We start from the raw sequence: 14,094 nt of genomic DNA, 5'->3' as shown, positions 1-14,094 counted from the left end.
TTCATCCTCCTATCACCAGTCGTGCACTGACGCCGGCGTCGTCGCGGCTGGCGGAACCCATCTGCACCGAAAGCCCGCTGCTGATCAGCCGCTCCCGCAACCGCTCCAAGGCATCGAAGCCCGGCGCCTGCACCTGCAGGGCGAGGTCGCCGCGGGTTTCGCTGAAGTCCAGTTGCTGCACCCGTACTTGAGCCCCCTCGGAGATCAGTGCCTGGGCAGCCTGGCCCAACAGGGCCAGCAGACGCCCCTGGCCGGCGGTCGAGCCTTCAGCCAGATGCTGGTCGAACTGCGCCCGCAGATTCACCAGCTTGTTGTCCTCGGGGAACAGTTCGCGATACAGGGCCTCATTGGCCTGGGCGTAGGTATTGCCCTGGCGCTGAAGTTGCCAGGCCTGTACCAGGTTGAAGCCCCATTGCAGCACCAGCCAGAGGCCGACCAACCCCAGCAATGGCTTCCAGCGAGACCATTGCCGGCGCTCTTCCTTCAGCGTGAATTCGCCCTGGGCCAGGTCGCTGCCGTTCTGCGCAGCCAGCCAGGCATAGGGATCGCTTTCCTCACGCCACGCTTCCACACCGTCCAGGCCCTGTCGTTCAGCCGGCGCACGGCCAATGCGCGGTGCCGGGCAGGCATCCCGCAGATGAGGCCAGTCCTGCTGGTCGAAACCCAGTCGAGCGCTGCCCTCGCCGCCCAGCAGCCAACGCTGGTCGAGCCAGAGCAGTTGGGTGCCCTCCTCCGGCAACAGGTCGGCATCGATCTGGATGGCGGATGGCGACGGGCCGAGCTTACCGGCCAGGTCCAGCCAACCCGACAGCCAGGCACGTCGCACCGCGAACACCCGATGCCGGCCATCAGCCACGGCGCTGCCCAGCCCCAGGTGAAAGCTCTCCACCTCCTCGGCCAGCAGCTCCTCCACCGCGAACGGCAGCGCCTGACGCAGCCAACGCCCCTTTTGCGTGGGCAAGCGGACCGCGCAACAGGTCACCGCCTCCACCGGCAGGATCAGGCGCCAGGGCGGCGCGACTTCCTCCAGCGCCTTGGCGAATGGCAGGCGACGACTGGCGCCCCCCTGCCAGAGCAGCACCTCCAGTTCGGCGTCCAGCTGAGTGCAGGCGGCCACCGGGAGGAAGATGCAAGCCTGTGTCATGACTTCGGCTCCTTGACGGGCGCCGGCGGCAAGCCGCCCTGCCCGAGATCACGATAGAGAGTCCGCACTTTGCCGTCGCTGCCGCGCTGCAGGGTGCTGACCAGAACCTGGCGGCGACCGGCGAGGCGTACCTCGCTGATCACCTGAAAATAGTGGCTGCCCACCGAAAGCCCCTGAGCCTCCAGGCCCATCCCGGCCAGTGCCGGCTGGCCGAGGAAGGCATCCAGGGTGCGAAAGCCCGTAGTACCCCGCGCAGCCACCAGCAAACCGCCGATGCTGGCATCGAGGTTGTCGGCCAGGGTGGACAGCACCAGGGCGTTGGCCGTGTTGACGTTGAGCAATGCGTCGGTTGGCAGCGCAGTGACGAAGGGCAACAGCTTGCGGTAATCCAGTTCCGTCATGCCTAACACTAGGCGCAACTCGGACACGTCGCTCATCGCGTGGTTCGCGGCGCGGTACGGCGGCTGCAACAACAGGTACTGGTTATCTTCGGCGCCGTTGCCGCCATAGGGCTCCTCGTCACGATCGAGCCAGTCCACCAGGCGCTCGGCGTAGGGCGCCGTGATCCCCAGGCGCAACAGCAAGCGGCGGAACTGGCGGACACTTTGGTCGTTGATCCGACCGTCGCGCACCAGTCCGTTGAGGTTGAAGCGGCCGCTGGGGTCCTCGATGCGCACGCTCAGGGAACCGCCATCGTCCAACTGGAAGGTGGTCAGGGGCTGCGCCCAGGCTTCGCCCAGGTGATCCACGGGATTACGCGGGTCGCCCTGGCGCAGGTCGCGGGTGAGGATGGCCTTGGCCAGGGCCTCGCCGCCCAGCGCGTACTGGGCCACCTGACGCACGTGCAGTTCGTTGCCGCTGGAGCGAATGGACACCTGGGTGCGGGCAATCAGCCCGGCACAGATCACGGTGACCACCGCCACCACCAGCAATACCGTCAGCAGCGCGACGCCTCCCTGCCGCTTCATTGCGCCTTCTCCTTGCCGGCACCGCCCTGCTGGCCCGTCTGCTGGCCCTGCTGCGGCGCTTGTTGCTGGCCATCCTGCGGGACCGCTCCTCCCGCCTGGGGCTGCTGCCGGGCTGGGGTGTCCACCAGGCGCAGCACCCGGCGCAATTCGCCGTAGCGACGGTGCTCCAGAGTCAGCTCCAAGGCACGCGGCAGGCGGTCCAGGCGCTCGTCCCCCGCCAGTCCGGAGGGCGGCCAGCTGTCCTGCCAACCGCCGTTATCATCCAGGTAGCGAAGCTTCATGGACATCACACCGTCCAGGGCCGCCTGCACCCTCGGCAGGCTGTCCTGGGCCTGGTCCAGCACGGTCCAGTAGCGCCGCTCCAGGCGTTCGCCGGACAGTTGCCAGCGCACCCGCTGCATGCGCGAACGCTGGGCTCCAGTGGGATTGCGCCAGCCGCCACGGGTGAATTCGAGGCTGTCGCTGTCGCCCTCGCGCTCCCCCAACATGGCGGCGCGGGATTCGCCGTAGGCATCGCGGACCGGTCGTGACACCACCTGGCGAACATCCCGCTCGAACGCGGAGATGGCCCGTACCAGTTCACGCAATTGCTGTTCCTGGACGCGGGTGGCTTCGTCGCTGTCCAACACCGCCCCCAGCATGCGCCAGGTGCCCAGAGCCAGCAGCGCGAAGATGGCGATGGCGATCAGCAGTTCCAGCAGGGTGAAACCAGCGGCGCGCTTCATGGCGTGCCCCCCAGGAAGCCCACCAATCGGACCGTGGCGCGTTCCTCCAACTTGCCCCCCGAGCTTCCGCGCAGGGCTTTCGGCGCCACCCACAGGGTGACCCGCCGCAGAGCCGGATCGCTGGTGCCTTCGATCTGGCTCAGCCATTCCCAGCGTCGCCCGGCGTAGTCCAGCTCGCCCTGATCGCGGCCATTGCCCGGCGGCGTCTCCCGGAGCTGAAGCTCGGTCAGACGGTTGTCGGCGATCCACATGGCCAGGGTCTTGTCTTCCAAGCGAGAGGCGATCTGCAAGCTGCGGGCGCTGGCCGTGAGCACGCTGGCGGCGACCACGGCGAAGATGGCCAGGGCCACGAGCACTTCGATCAGGGTGAAGGCCCGGCTGCGCCTCATCCGGCACGCCCCTTGCCGCTCAGCGGTTCCACGCGGGGCAGGCGGAAGCCATCGCTGGAGAGCTCGAGGCGCAGCCCATCCTTGCGCCGCTCGCCCAATTCCAGGCGGAACGGACTGAGCTCACCACTGGAAAGGATGATCAGCTGCGGCACGGGCTCCTTGTCCTTGCCCTTGGCTTTTTTCACGTCCTTCTCGGGCATCGGCAGCACCAGCGGCTCGCCGTCCAGTTCGAAGGTGAGTTCGGCCCATTCGGGCAACTGGCGGCCTTCCTCGGAGAGCAATTGCCAGCGGGCCCGGGTTTCGTCGTAGAAGAACACCTGGTAACCGTCGCGCTCCAGGTGCAGGCCGTACTCTCGGTTGTCGAGCACAGCTTCGTCCGCCAGCAAGCCGATCAGGCCCGCCAGGCGTTCGGCTTCCTGATTGAGCTCGCGGGACGGCCCGGCAACGCCGGAGCTGATCACGGCCAGGCCGGCGAGGCAGGCGATGACGACCATCACCACCAGCACTTCGATAAGGGTAAAGCCCGCTGACGCCCGGGCGCCGGGAGCCCGCTGGCAGCCGCCCCGCCGCCCGTGGTTCATCAGTTATCCCAGTTGGCGATGTCGGAGTCGTTGTCGCTGCCGCCTTCCTTGCCGTCGGCCCCGAAGGAATAGAGGTCGTAGGCGCCCTTGCTACCCGGCGAGAGGTACTGGTACGGGTTGCCCCATGGGTCCACCGGCAGCTTCTTCAGATAACCGTCCTTGTTCCAGTTCTTCGCCGGCGGGTTGCCGGACGGCCGGCTCACCAGCGCTTCCAGGCCCTGCTGGGTACTGGGGTAGGCGAAGTTGTCCAGCTTGTACATGTCCAGCGCGGCGCCAATGGCCTTGATGTCACCCTTGGCCACCGTGATCTTGGCCTGGTCGGGACGACTCATCACCTGCGGCACCACCAGGGCGGCGAGAATGCCGAGGATGACGACGACGACCATGATTTCGATGAGCGTAAAGCCCGACTGGATGCGGCGCAGTTTCACGCGATTACCCCACGAGTTGGTTGAGAGAAAGGATGGGAAGCAGGATGGCGAGGACGATCATCAGCACAACCGCCCCCATCACCACCAGCATGAACGGTTCGAACAATCCGACCAGCAGGGCGATCTGGGCCGCCAGGTCGTTTTCCTGATTGCGAGCGGTGCGGGCAAGCATCTGGTCCAGCTCGCCGGAACGTTCACCGCTGGCAACCATGTGCAGCATCATCGGCGGGAATTGCCCGCTGGCCTCCATGGCGCGGGTCAGGCTTCCGCCTTCGCGCACCTTCTGCGCGGCCACCACGACGTGGTCGCGGATCACCCGGTTGGCGATCACCTCGGCGCCGATGCCCAGGGCCTCCACCAGCGGCACTCCGCTGCGGGTGAGGATCGCCAGGGTGGAGGCGAAGCGCGCGGTATCAGTGGCGCGCACCAACCGCCCCACCAGCGGGATGTGCAGGATCAGGCCGTGCCAGCGCTGACGAATCGTTGGATCGCGCAAGGCCCAGCGCGCCCCCAGGAAAGCGCCGATCAGTACCAGCAGCATCAGCCAGCCCCAATGCTTGACCAGGTCGCTCAGGGCGATCAGGCCACGGGTGAGGAGCGGCAGGGTCTGGCCGGAATCGACGAACACCTTGACCACGTCCGGCACGACGAACCCCAGGAGGAACGCGACGATGACCAGGGACATGAACATCAGGATCACCGGGTAGAGCAGTGCCAGCTGAATCCGCTGTCGCGACTGCTGGCGCTGTTCGGTGTAGTCCGCCAGCTGTTCCAGCACCGGCCCCAGGTGCCCGGCATGCTCGCCGGCGGCCACGGTGGCGCGATAGAGCTCGGGAAAGGCCGACGGAAACTCCCTCAGGCTGCTGGCCAGGCTATGCCCTTCCAGCACCCGGGCGCGGACCGCCAACAGCATGGACTGGATGCGCGAATTGCCTGACTGCGCAGCTGCGGCCCGCAGGGCTTCCTCGATGGGCAGCGCGGCCTGCACCAAGGTAGCGAGCTGCCGCGTGACCAACGCCAGGTCACGGGCGGAAAGGCCGCGGCTCAGACTGAAACGGCCGCGCTCGGCCTGCTCGCGCACGCGGGTCGCACGTACTTCCAGCGGCGCCAGTTGGCGCTCCCGGAGCAGCTGACGCACCTGGCGGGCGCTATCCGCCTCAAGCACGCCCTTCTGCTGGCGGCCCTTGGCGTCGAGGGCGAGGTATTCGAATGCGGCCATTTATTCTTCCTGCGTCACCCGCAGCACTTCTTCCACCGTGGTAATCCCCTCCAGAACCTTGCGCCGGCCGTCCTCGCGGATGCTCGGGCTGGACAGGCGGGCGTGGCGGATCATCTCCTGCTCGGAAGCCACACTGTGGATCAGGCTGCGCATGTGGTCATCGAAGACCACCAATTCGTAAATACCGGTCCGCCCGCGATAGCCCTGCTGGTGGCATTCCGCGCAGCCGCGGGCACGGTACAGCGTGGGCGCGCTTTCCGGGCCCACGCCGAGCAGCTGGCATTCGGCGGCATCGGCGGTGTAGGCCTCCTTGCACTGCGGACAGAGCACCCGCACCAGGCGCTGGGCCAGGACGCCGAGCAGGGACGAGGACAGCAGGAAAGGCTCGACGCCCATGTCCACCAGGCGGGTGATGGCGCCAATGGCACTGTTGGTGTGCAGGGTGGACAGCACCAGGTGGCCGGTGAGTGAGGCCTGCACGGCGATTTCGGCCGTTTCCTGGTCGCGGATCTCGCCCACCATCACCACATCCGGGTCCTGGCGCAGGATGGCCCGCAGGCCACGGGCGAAGGTCATGTCCACTTTCGGGTTGACCTGGGTCTGGCCGATGCCCTCGATGTGGTACTCGATAGGGTCTTCGACGGTGAGAATGTTGCGAGTGCGGTCGTTGAGGGTGGTGAGGCTGGCGTAAAGGGTGGTGGTCTTGCCGGAGCCGGTGGGGCCGGTCACCAGCAGGATGCCGTGGGGCCGGTGCACCGTCTCTCCGAGCAGGTGGCGGTCCCGATCGCTCATGCCCAGGTGCTGCAGGGTCAGGCGGCCGGCCTGCTTGTCCAGGAGGCGCAGTACCACCCGCTCGCCGTTGGCCGACGGCAGCGTGGAGACACGGATGTCCACTTCACGGCCGGCGACGCGCAGGGAAATGCGGCCGTCCTGGGGAATCCGCTTCTCGGCGATATCCAGCCGCGCCATGACCTTGATCCGCGATACCAGCAGCGCCGCCAGTTCGCGTTTGGGCTCCAGCACCTCGCGGAGGATGCCGTCGACACGGAAACGCACCACCAGGCGCTTCTCAAAGGTTTCCAGATGGATATCCGAGGCGTTTTCCTTGATCGCCTCGCCGAGGATGGCGTTGATCAGGCGGATGATGGGCGCATCGTCTTCCTGCTCCAGCAGGTCCTCGGTTTCCGGGATCTGCTCGGCCAGGGCGGCGAGGTCCAGGCTGCCACCCAAATCCTCGGCCAGCTGCATGGCGGCCGACGAATCGTGCTGGTAGGCCAGGGCCAGGGCCTGCTCGAAGGCGTCGCCGCTGAGAGGCCTGAGGGGCAGACTGCGCCCAGCGAAGCGCCGCGCCTCGGCCAGGGCCACCAGTTCGACGCCGGGACGGTGGGCCAGGCAAGGCTCCACGCCATCCAGCAGCAGGACCCCATGCCGCTTGGCAAAGCCGAAGGGGAGCCGTCGCAAGGGGGCTTCAACAAGTGGAGGGTTCATCCGCGGGTGCCTATTCCAGATGGGACCAGAAGGAAGTATTGCAGCGCAATCTGACGATTGTGCAGAACCGCTTCCCGGTTCTTATGAAGCGTGTGAACAAAACCACCTAAAGCCGTAAAAATTCAGAGATATCTTTAGCACAGCACCTGCATCTCAACATCATCTGGACGGGTGAGCATGGCACTCCACGGCGCTGCTATGATCAAAGCAGTTCTGCCAAAACCATAAGACCAGAAGAACGCCCCTGCATTAGGAGTTGGACCCACTTGCACGCCTCGGATTCCCTGCACCGGCTGCAACGCCACGCGCCCGCTTTTGTAGGCGCGCTAGTGGTACTGGCGATGGGCGCCAGCTTCGCCTGGCAGACCCGCGAGTGGTTGCGCCTGGTCGATACCCAGGCACAAATTCCAGAGCAGCAAGGCGCCCGAGTCGCCACCACCCAACCCCTGCAGAACCTCGAACCCATATTCGGTGTCGCGCCAGCCATGGCGCCCAGCGGTCCGCCTCCCAGCACCAACCTGCGCCTGACGCTGCTGGGCAGCTTCGTCCACGCCGGGCCGGACAAGTCCACCGCCATCATCCAGTACGAAGGCGGCAAACCTCGCCGCTTCAGCGCAGGTGAAGAGATCACCAGCGGTGTGAAGGTGCATGCGGTCTACCGCAACCGTGTCGAAATCGAACGCAACGGCCGCCTGGAAAGCCTCAGCTTCCCGGCACCGCACTCGCGCTTCACCCCCGCCGGAGGCGCTTCCGAAGAGCCGGCAACCGATGTGATCGACGACCTCAGCGGCCTGCAGGAAGACAACGCCGCCGAATTGCGCGAGCGCATGGAGAAACTGCGCCAACAAATGGAAGACCCGGACAGTACGACTGACGATGCTTCCACCGAACAGCCCCAGGAAAGCGAATGACCCGATGACCCCGAATTTCTCGCGCCTCACGCTCGCCCTGATTGCCGCCGGTGCACTGGCCGCGCCCCTGCCGCTGCTCGCGGCCCAGCCGGCAGCCACGCCAGGCGCCGAGCAGCAACAGCAGCAGGACGCCTGGACCATCAATCTCAAGGATGCCGATATCCGCGAATTCATCGACCAGATCGCCGATATCACCGGAGAGACCTTCATCGTCGACCCACGTGTGAAGGGCCAGGTCAGCGTGGTCTCGAAGACGCCCCTGGGGATCAACGAGGTCTACCAGCTATTCCTCTCGGTCATGGCCACCCACGGCTTCACCGTGGTCGCCGAGGGCGACCAGGCACGCATCATTCCCAATGCCGAAGCCAAGGCCGAAGCCGGCAGCACCCGCCCCGGGGCGGAACGCCTGGAAACCCGGGTGATCCAGGTCCAACACACGCCAGTGACGGAGTTGATCCCGCTGATTCGCCCACTGGTCCCCCAATACGGCCACCTGGCCGCCGTGACGTCAGCCAACGCCCTGATCATCAGCGACCGCGCGGCCAACATCGCTCGCATCGAGGACCTGATGCGCCAGCTCGATCAGAAGGGCGACAACGACTACACCGTGCTCAACCTCAAGTACGCCTGGGTGATGGACGCCGCTGAAGTGCTCAACGCCTCCCTCAACCGAGGTCAGTCCAAGGGCACTTCGGGCACCCAGGTGATCGCCGACTCCCGCACCAACCGCCTGATCCTCCTCGGCCCGCCGTCCGCCCGCGCGAAGCTGGCGGCCCTGGCCCAGTCCCTCGACACGCCCACTTCCCGTTCGACCAACACCCGGGTCATCCGCCTGCGCCACAACGATGCCAAGAGCCTGGCCGAAACCCTCGGCGAGATCTCCGAGGGCCTGAAGGACGAAGGCGGCGGTGAACAGGGCGGCGGCGGTGGAGGTGGCGGAGGGGGTGGCGGCAAGCCGCAGAACATCCTGATCCGCGCAGACGAAAGCCTGAACGCCTTGGTGCTGCTGGCGGAACCGGACGTGGTCGCCGCGATGGAGGACATCGTCCGCCAGCTCGACGTACCTCGCGCCCAGGTGATGGTGGAAGCGGCCATCGTGGAAATTTCCGGCGACATCACTGACGCCCTTGGCGTGCAGTGGGCGGTGGACTTCCGCGGTAACACGGGCGGCATGGGCGGCGTGAACTTCAACAATACCGGACTCTCGGTGGGCACCGTGCTCAATGCCATCCGCGATGACGAAATCCCCGACACCCTGCCGGACGGCGCCATCATCGGCATCGGTACGGACCACTTCGCCGCGCTGATCACGGCCCTGTCGGCCAACAACAAGAGCAACCTGCTCTCCACGCCGAGCCTGCTGACCCTGGACAACCAGAAGGCGGAAATCCTGGTGGGCCAGAACGTGCCCTTCCAGACCGGCACCTTCACCACCGATGCGTCGGGCGCCAACAACCCCTTCACCACCATCGAGCGCCAGGACATCGGCGTGACCCTGAAGGTGACCCCCCACATCAACGAGGGCGCCACCCTGCGCCTGGAGATCGAGCAGGAAATTTCATCCATCGCCCCCACCGCGTCCCTGACGGCCCAGGCGGTAGACCTGATCACCAACAAGCGCTCGATCAAGAGCACCATCCTCGCCGAAGACGGCCAGGTGATCGTACTGGGCGGCCTGATCCAGGACGACATCACCCAGACCGACTCCAAAGTGCCGCTGCTGGGCGACCTCCCTATCCTCGGACGGCTGTTCCGCTCCACCAAGGACACCCATGTGAAGCGCAACCTGATGGTGTTCCTGCGGCCCACCGTCGTGCGCGACCGGGCTGGCCTGGCCGCACTCTCCGGGAAGAAATACAACGACATCCGCATCGTCGGCGAGCACAACAAGGAAGGCCGCCCGGCAATCCTGCCGCGCCAACCGGTGGAACTGTTCGACGGGCCGCAGACCCCGGCCATCGACCTGCGCAAACCTTGATACGGCACAGGGCCGCCACGCGGCCCTGTGTAAGTGCGTTCACGCTCACCAGCCGGTCAACAGCCGCCCAATGAAAAGGGCGGCCCACCTTCCGGTGCAGCCGCCCTCCTTTTCTCCGACCGGGAAATCAGTCGATTACAGCGCGGCGAGCCCGCGCTCCAGGTCTGCCTTGAGGTCCACCACGTCTTCCAGGCCGATGGCCAGGCGGACCAGGCTGTCGCTGATACCGGCATTGGCGCGCTCCTGGGGAGACAGGCGCCCGTGGGAGGTGGTGGCCGGGTGGGCGATGGTGGTCTTGGTATCACCCAGGTTGGTGGTGATGGAGATCATTCGGGTGGCATCGATGAAACGCCAGGCCGCCTCCTTGCCACCCTTGACCTCGAAGCTGACCACGGCGCCGAAGCCCTTCTGCTGACGCTTGGCCAGTTCGTGCTGCGGGTGGCTTTCCAGACCGGCGTAGTACACACGCTCGACGCCCGATTGGGTTTCCAGCCACCGGGCGATTTCCAGGGCGCTGGCACAGTGGGCCTGCATGCGCACGCGCAGGGTTTCCAGCCCCTTGATCATTACCCAGGCGTTGAACGGGCTGAGGGTCGGGCCCGCAGTGCGCAGGAAACCGACTACTTCCTTCATGTGCTCGGCGCGGCCGGCGACCACACCGCCCATGGTACGGCCCTGGCCGTCGATGTACTTGGTGGCCGAGTGCATCACGATGTCGGCGCCCAGTTTCAGCGGCTGTTGCAGCGCCGGGGTGCAGAAGCAGTTGTCCACCACCAGCAGCGCGCCCTTGGCGTGAGCGATCTCGGCCAGGGCGGCAATGTCCACCAGCTCGGCCAGGGGGTTGGACGGCGACTCGACGAACAGCAGCTTGGTGTTCGGATTGATCGCCGCTTCCCAGCCCGCCAGGTCGGACAGTGCCGGGTAGTCCACTTCAATGCCGAAGCGCTTGAGGTACTTCTCGAACAGGCTGATGGTGGAGCCGAACACGCTGCGGGAGACCAGCACGTGGTCGCCGCCGCTGCACAGGCTCATGGCGATGGCGAGGATGGCCGACATGCCGGAGGCAGTGGCCACGGCCTGCTCGGCCCCTTCGAGGGCGGCGATGCGCTCCTCGAAGGTCCGCACGGTCGGGTTGGTGTAGCGCGAATAGACGTTGCCCGGCACTTCGCCGGCGAAACGCGCGGCGGCGTCGGCGGCGGTGCGGAACACGTAGCTGGAGGTCAGGAACATGGCCTCGCCGTGCTCACCTTCCGGCGTGCGGCGCTGGCCTGCACGCACGGCCAGGGTTTCGAAGGCAGCACCTTCCAGGTCACTGTCCAGCCTTCCGGCTTCCCATTCTTGCGTCATGTCACTCAACCTCGAGTTCGCCGCTGTCCGTGGCTCAGTTGTTGTACAGATCGATGATGGCGCTGACCGCGTGGGCCTTGGCCTTGCTGGCGTCGTTACGCGCCTGCTCGATCTTGTTCAGGTAGTGCTCATCCACATCGCCGGTGATGTACTGGCCGTCGAACACGGCACAGTCGAAGTGGTCGATCTTCACCTTGCCGCCGCCGACCGCGTCGATCAGGTCCGGCAGGTCCTGGTAGACCAGCCAGTCGGCGCCGATCAGCTCGGCCACTTCCTCGGTGGAGCGGTTGTGGGCGATCAGCTCGTGGGCGCTGGGCATGTCGATGCCGTATACGTTGGGGTAGCGCACCGCCGGGGCGGCCGAGCAGAAGTAGACGTTCTTGGCGCCGGCTTCGCGGGCCATCTGGATGATCTGCTTGCAGGTGGTGCCGCGCACGATGGAGTCGTCCACCAGCATCACGTTCTTGCCGCGGAATTCCAGTTCGATGGCATTGAGCTTCTGGCGCACGGACTTCTTGCGCGCAGCCTGGCCCGGCATGATGAAGGTACGGCCGATGTAGCGGTTCTTCACGAAGCCTTCGCGGAACTTCACGCCCAGGTGGTTGGCCAGTTCCAGAGCTGCAGTGCGGCTGGTATCCGGAATCGGGATCACCACGTCGATGTCATGATCGGGACGCTCGCGCTGGATCTTCTCGGCCAGCTTCTCACCCATGCGCAGGCGGGCCTTGTAGACGGAGATGCCGTCCATGATGGAGTCCGGGCGCGCCAGGTAGACATGCTCGAAGATGCAGGGGGAGTACTGCGGGTTGGTGGCGCACTGGCGGGTGTAGAGCCGGCCGTCCTCGGTGATGTACACCGCTTCGCCCGGGGCCAGATCACGGATCAGGGTGAAGCCGAGCACGTCGAGGGCGACACTTTCGGAAGCGATCATGTACTCCACGCCTTCGTCGGTGTGACGCTGGCCGAAGACGATCGGACGGATCGCATGGGGATCGCGGAAGCCGACGATGCCGTAGCCGGTGATCATCGCCACCACGGCGTAACCGCCCTTGCAGCGCGCATGCACACCGGATACGGCGGCAAACACGTCTTCCTCGGTGGGCTGCAGCTTGCCGCGGTGGGCCAGCTCGTGGGCGAACACGTTGAGCAGCACTTCCGAGTCGGAGTTGGTGTTCACGTGGCGCAGGTCGGACTCGTAGATTTCCTTGGCCAACTGCTCGACGTTGGTCAGGTTGCCGTTGTGCGCCAGGGTGATGCCGTACGGCGAGTTCACGTAGAACGGCTGGGCCTCGGCGGAGCTGGAGGAGCCCGCAGTGGGGTAGCGCACGTGGCCGATGCCCATGTTGCCCACCAAGCGCTGCATGTGGCGCTGCTGGAAGACGTCACGGACCAGGCCGTTGTCCTTGCGCAGGAAGAGCCGGCCGTCATGGCTGGTCACAATACCGGCAGCGTCCTGGCCGCGATGCTGAAGGACGGTAAGCGCGTCATACAGCGCCTGATTGACGTTCGACTTACCGACGATACCGACGATGCCACACATGTGACGCAACCCCTGCTAGTAGTTCAGGCTAATCAAGTACCCGACCTGGCCGTTTGGGCCTGGATGGGCATGCTTCCGGGTGCGGCGCATCAGCTGGGTGAGCTGATGCCGCTCGCGAGCCACTGACTGGTAAAGCCCAGAATGAGGTTCTTCGACCAGTCGGCGACCATGAGAAAGTGCGGCAGCAGCGTGGATTGCTGCCACCAGGGATCCTGTTGAACCGGCGCCAGGCTGAGCAGGCCGACCAGCAGCACGACCAGCAACGCACCACGAGCGGCGCCAAAAGCCATGCCCAGCACGCGGTCGGTGCCGTCCATACCGGTAACCCTGACCAGCTCGCCGATCAGGAAATTGATCAAGGCCCCCACCAGCAGGGTGGCTACGAAGAGGATGGCGCATGCGGCAATGATGCGCCCCGAAGGAATATCGATGAATTCGGTGAGATGCTGCGACAAGGAGCCGCCAAAGGTCCAGGCAACGACGCCTGCGACTATCCAGGTGAGCAGCGAGAGCGCTTCCTTGACGAAGCCTCGTCTCAAACTGACCAGACTGGAAACGGCGATGATGGCGATGATCGTCCAATCAACCCAGGTGAATGCCACAATGCAGCCCACGAACGGAAAAGGCGCTGCATTTTAGCAGAGCCCTTCAGCTCCGGTAACCCGCGAAGCAGAAAGGGCTTAATTATCCTGGTCTATCAGCCTTTTTCCGGCTGGAAACGTACGACGAACCCATTCAGCTTCTGCTGGCGGCTTAGCTGATCCCTCAGGCGATTGGCCTCGGCACGCTCGATCACCGGACCGACAAAGACCCGATTCATGCCTTCCACGCTACGGATATAGGCGTTGTAGCCCTGGGTACGCAGGTTCTTCTGCAGGTTCTCCGCGCTGGCGCGGCTGGACAGGCTGGCAAGCTGGATGGACCAGCTGACCGGCAGGCCATTGACGTCCAGGCGCTTTTCCTCGGCCTTTGCCTCGACCACAGGAGCGGCCGGTGCCGGCGCCTTGGCTTGCACCTGCGGTTGCTGTGCCTGCGCAGGAGCGGGAACCGGTACGGCGGGCACGGTCGGCTGGGCAGGTACCGCAGGAGCAGATTCGACAGCCGCCGGAGGGACAGCGGCCTGGGCAGCGTTGGCGGCATCCAGCGGCGGGACCGGCTCCTGGGGCAGCGCCTGGGGCTCAGGCACCTGCACCTGTTCCAGTTCTACCGGCGGCATGTCCGGCGCCTTGGGCATGGGCGGCGCTTCCACCACCACCTGGCGCAACTCGTCCTCACGGCTGAACAACATGGGCAGGAAAATCACCGCCAGCGCCACCAGCACCAACGCGCCGACGATACGTTGCTTGAGTCCCTTGTCCATTACCGCCATGTCC

14 protein-coding genes are annotated in these 14,094 nt (G+C 65.6%); 2 read left to right on the top strand and 12 right to left on the bottom strand.

Features of this window, described 5'->3' with window-relative positions; translation table 11 throughout:
* Nucleotide 1 precedes the first annotated feature (1 nt).
* From gspL to gspE, 8 genes are read right to left on the bottom strand one after another with little or no spacing between them, the layout of a single operon-like run.
* On the bottom strand, nt 2-1,144 hold the full coding sequence (gene gspL / locus TQ98_RS09030; protein ID WP_044875002.1) for a type II secretion system protein GspL: 1,143 nt from the start codon (nt 1,142-1,144) through the stop codon (nt 2-4).
* The gene (gene gspK, locus TQ98_RS09025; RefSeq protein ID WP_044875001.1) at nt 1,141-2,112 is read right to left on the bottom strand and encodes a type II secretion system minor pseudopilin GspK; all 972 of its coding nucleotides are present in this window, start codon (nt 2,110-2,112) and stop codon (nt 1,141-1,143) included. The genes gspL and gspK overlap by 4 nt, the downstream gene beginning before the upstream one ends.
* On the bottom strand, nt 2,109-2,837 hold the full coding sequence (gene gspJ, locus TQ98_RS09020) for a type II secretion system minor pseudopilin GspJ (RefSeq protein WP_044875000.1): 729 nt from the start codon (nt 2,835-2,837) through the stop codon (nt 2,109-2,111). The genes gspK and gspJ overlap by 4 nt, the downstream gene beginning before the upstream one ends.
* On the bottom strand, nt 2,834-3,226 hold the full coding sequence (gene gspI, locus TQ98_RS09015) for a type II secretion system minor pseudopilin GspI (RefSeq protein ID WP_044874999.1): 393 nt from the start codon (nt 3,224-3,226) through the stop codon (nt 2,834-2,836). The genes gspJ and gspI overlap by 4 nt, the downstream gene beginning before the upstream one ends.
* Nucleotides 3,223-3,807, bottom strand: coding sequence for a type II secretion system minor pseudopilin GspH (gspH, locus tag TQ98_RS09010; RefSeq protein WP_044874998.1), 585 nt, complete (start codon nt 3,805-3,807; stop codon nt 3,223-3,225). Before gspH ends, gspI begins: the two co-directional genes overlap by 4 nt.
* Complete coding sequence (gene gspG / locus TQ98_RS09005; protein WP_044874997.1) at nt 3,807-4,238, bottom strand: type II secretion system major pseudopilin GspG; 432 nt, start codon at nt 4,236-4,238, stop codon at nt 3,807-3,809. The genes gspH and gspG overlap by 1 nt, the downstream gene beginning before the upstream one ends.
* A gap of 4 nt (nt 4,239-4,242) precedes the next feature.
* On the bottom strand, nt 4,243-5,457 hold the full coding sequence (xcpS, locus tag TQ98_RS09000; protein WP_044874996.1) for a GspF family T2SS innner membrane protein variant XcpS: 1,215 nt from the start codon (nt 5,455-5,457) through the stop codon (nt 4,243-4,245).
* On the bottom strand, nt 5,458-6,945 hold the full coding sequence (gene gspE / locus TQ98_RS08995) for a type II secretion system ATPase GspE (RefSeq protein ID WP_044874995.1): 1,488 nt from the start codon (nt 6,943-6,945) through the stop codon (nt 5,458-5,460).
* A 266-nt stretch (nt 6,946-7,211) separates the two neighbouring features.
* Here gspE and TQ98_RS08990 point away from each other — a divergent pair, with 266 nt between their 5' ends.
* Nucleotides 7,212-7,856, top strand: coding sequence for a type II secretion system protein N (locus TQ98_RS08990; RefSeq protein ID WP_044874994.1), 645 nt, complete (start codon nt 7,212-7,214; stop codon nt 7,854-7,856).
* A 4-nt stretch (nt 7,857-7,860) separates the two neighbouring features.
* Entirely contained in the window at nt 7,861-9,834 is a 1,974-nt protein-coding gene (gspD, locus tag TQ98_RS08985) for a type II secretion system secretin GspD (protein WP_044874993.1), read from the top strand.
* Between the two features lie 135 nt (nt 9,835-9,969).
* Here the strand turns inward: gspD and TQ98_RS08980 are convergent, their stop codons facing one another.
* The 4 genes from TQ98_RS08980 to TQ98_RS08965 all read right to left on the bottom strand — a co-directional run bounded on the left by TQ98_RS08980 (nt 9,970) and on the right by TQ98_RS08965 (nt 14,090).
* Nucleotides 9,970-11,181: an O-succinylhomoserine sulfhydrylase gene (locus TQ98_RS08980; RefSeq protein ID WP_044874992.1), complete on the bottom strand. Its 1,212-nt coding sequence runs from the start codon at nt 11,179-11,181 to the stop codon at nt 9,970-9,972.
* A gap of 34 nt (nt 11,182-11,215) precedes the next feature.
* Nucleotides 11,216-12,721, bottom strand: a complete 1,506-nt coding sequence (purF, locus tag TQ98_RS08975; RefSeq protein WP_044874991.1) for an amidophosphoribosyltransferase — start codon at nt 12,719-12,721, stop codon at nt 11,216-11,218.
* 89 nt (nt 12,722-12,810) lie between these two features.
* Complete coding sequence (locus tag TQ98_RS08970) at nt 12,811-13,323, bottom strand: CvpA family protein (protein WP_044875465.1); 513 nt, start codon at nt 13,321-13,323, stop codon at nt 12,811-12,813.
* Nucleotides 13,324-13,418: 95 nt separating this feature from the next.
* Nucleotides 13,419-14,090: an SPOR domain-containing protein gene (locus TQ98_RS08965; protein WP_044874990.1), complete on the bottom strand. Its 672-nt coding sequence runs from the start codon at nt 14,088-14,090 to the stop codon at nt 13,419-13,421.
* Nucleotides 14,091-14,094 lie beyond the last annotated feature (4 nt).

Source organism: Pseudomonas sp. LFM046 (assembly GCF_000949385.2).
Classification (GTDB): Bacteria; Pseudomonadota; Gammaproteobacteria; order Pseudomonadales; family Pseudomonadaceae; genus Metapseudomonas.
This window is presented reverse-complemented; position numbering and strand designations above follow the sequence as displayed.

Excerpts from the sequence above, each read along its gene's own strand:
- TQ98_RS08980 (WP_044874992.1), bottom strand. The coding sequence starts at position 11,181 with ATGACGCAAGAATGGGAAGCCGGAAGGCTGGACAGTGACCTGGAAGGT.
- purF (WP_044874991.1), bottom strand. The coding sequence starts at position 12,721 with ATGTGTGGCATCGTCGGTATCGTCGGTAAGTCGAACGTCAATCAGGCG.
- gspL (WP_044875002.1), bottom strand. The coding sequence starts at position 1,144 with ATGACACAGGCTTGCATCTTCCTCCCGGTGGCCGCCTGCACTCAGCTG.
- gspE (WP_044874995.1), bottom strand. The coding sequence starts at position 6,945 with ATGAACCCTCCACTTGTTGAAGCCCCCTTGCGACGGCTCCCCTTCGGC.
- xcpS (WP_044874996.1), bottom strand. The coding sequence starts at position 5,457 with ATGGCCGCATTCGAATACCTCGCCCTCGACGCCAAGGGCCGCCAGCAG.
- gspD (WP_044874993.1), top strand. The coding sequence starts at position 7,861 with ATGACCCCGAATTTCTCGCGCCTCACGCTCGCCCTGATTGCCGCCGGT.
- TQ98_RS08965 (WP_044874990.1), bottom strand. The coding sequence starts at position 14,090 with ATGGCGGTAATGGACAAGGGACTCAAGCAACGTATCGTCGGCGCGTTG.
- gspJ (WP_044875000.1), bottom strand. The coding sequence starts at position 2,837 with ATGAAGCGCGCCGCTGGTTTCACCCTGCTGGAACTGCTGATCGCCATC.
- gspK (WP_044875001.1), bottom strand. The coding sequence starts at position 2,112 with ATGAAGCGGCAGGGAGGCGTCGCGCTGCTGACGGTATTGCTGGTGGTG.
- gspH (WP_044874998.1), bottom strand. The coding sequence starts at position 3,807 with ATGAACCACGGGCGGCGGGGCGGCTGCCAGCGGGCTCCCGGCGCCCGG.
- gspI (WP_044874999.1), bottom strand. The coding sequence starts at position 3,226 with ATGAGGCGCAGCCGGGCCTTCACCCTGATCGAAGTGCTCGTGGCCCTG.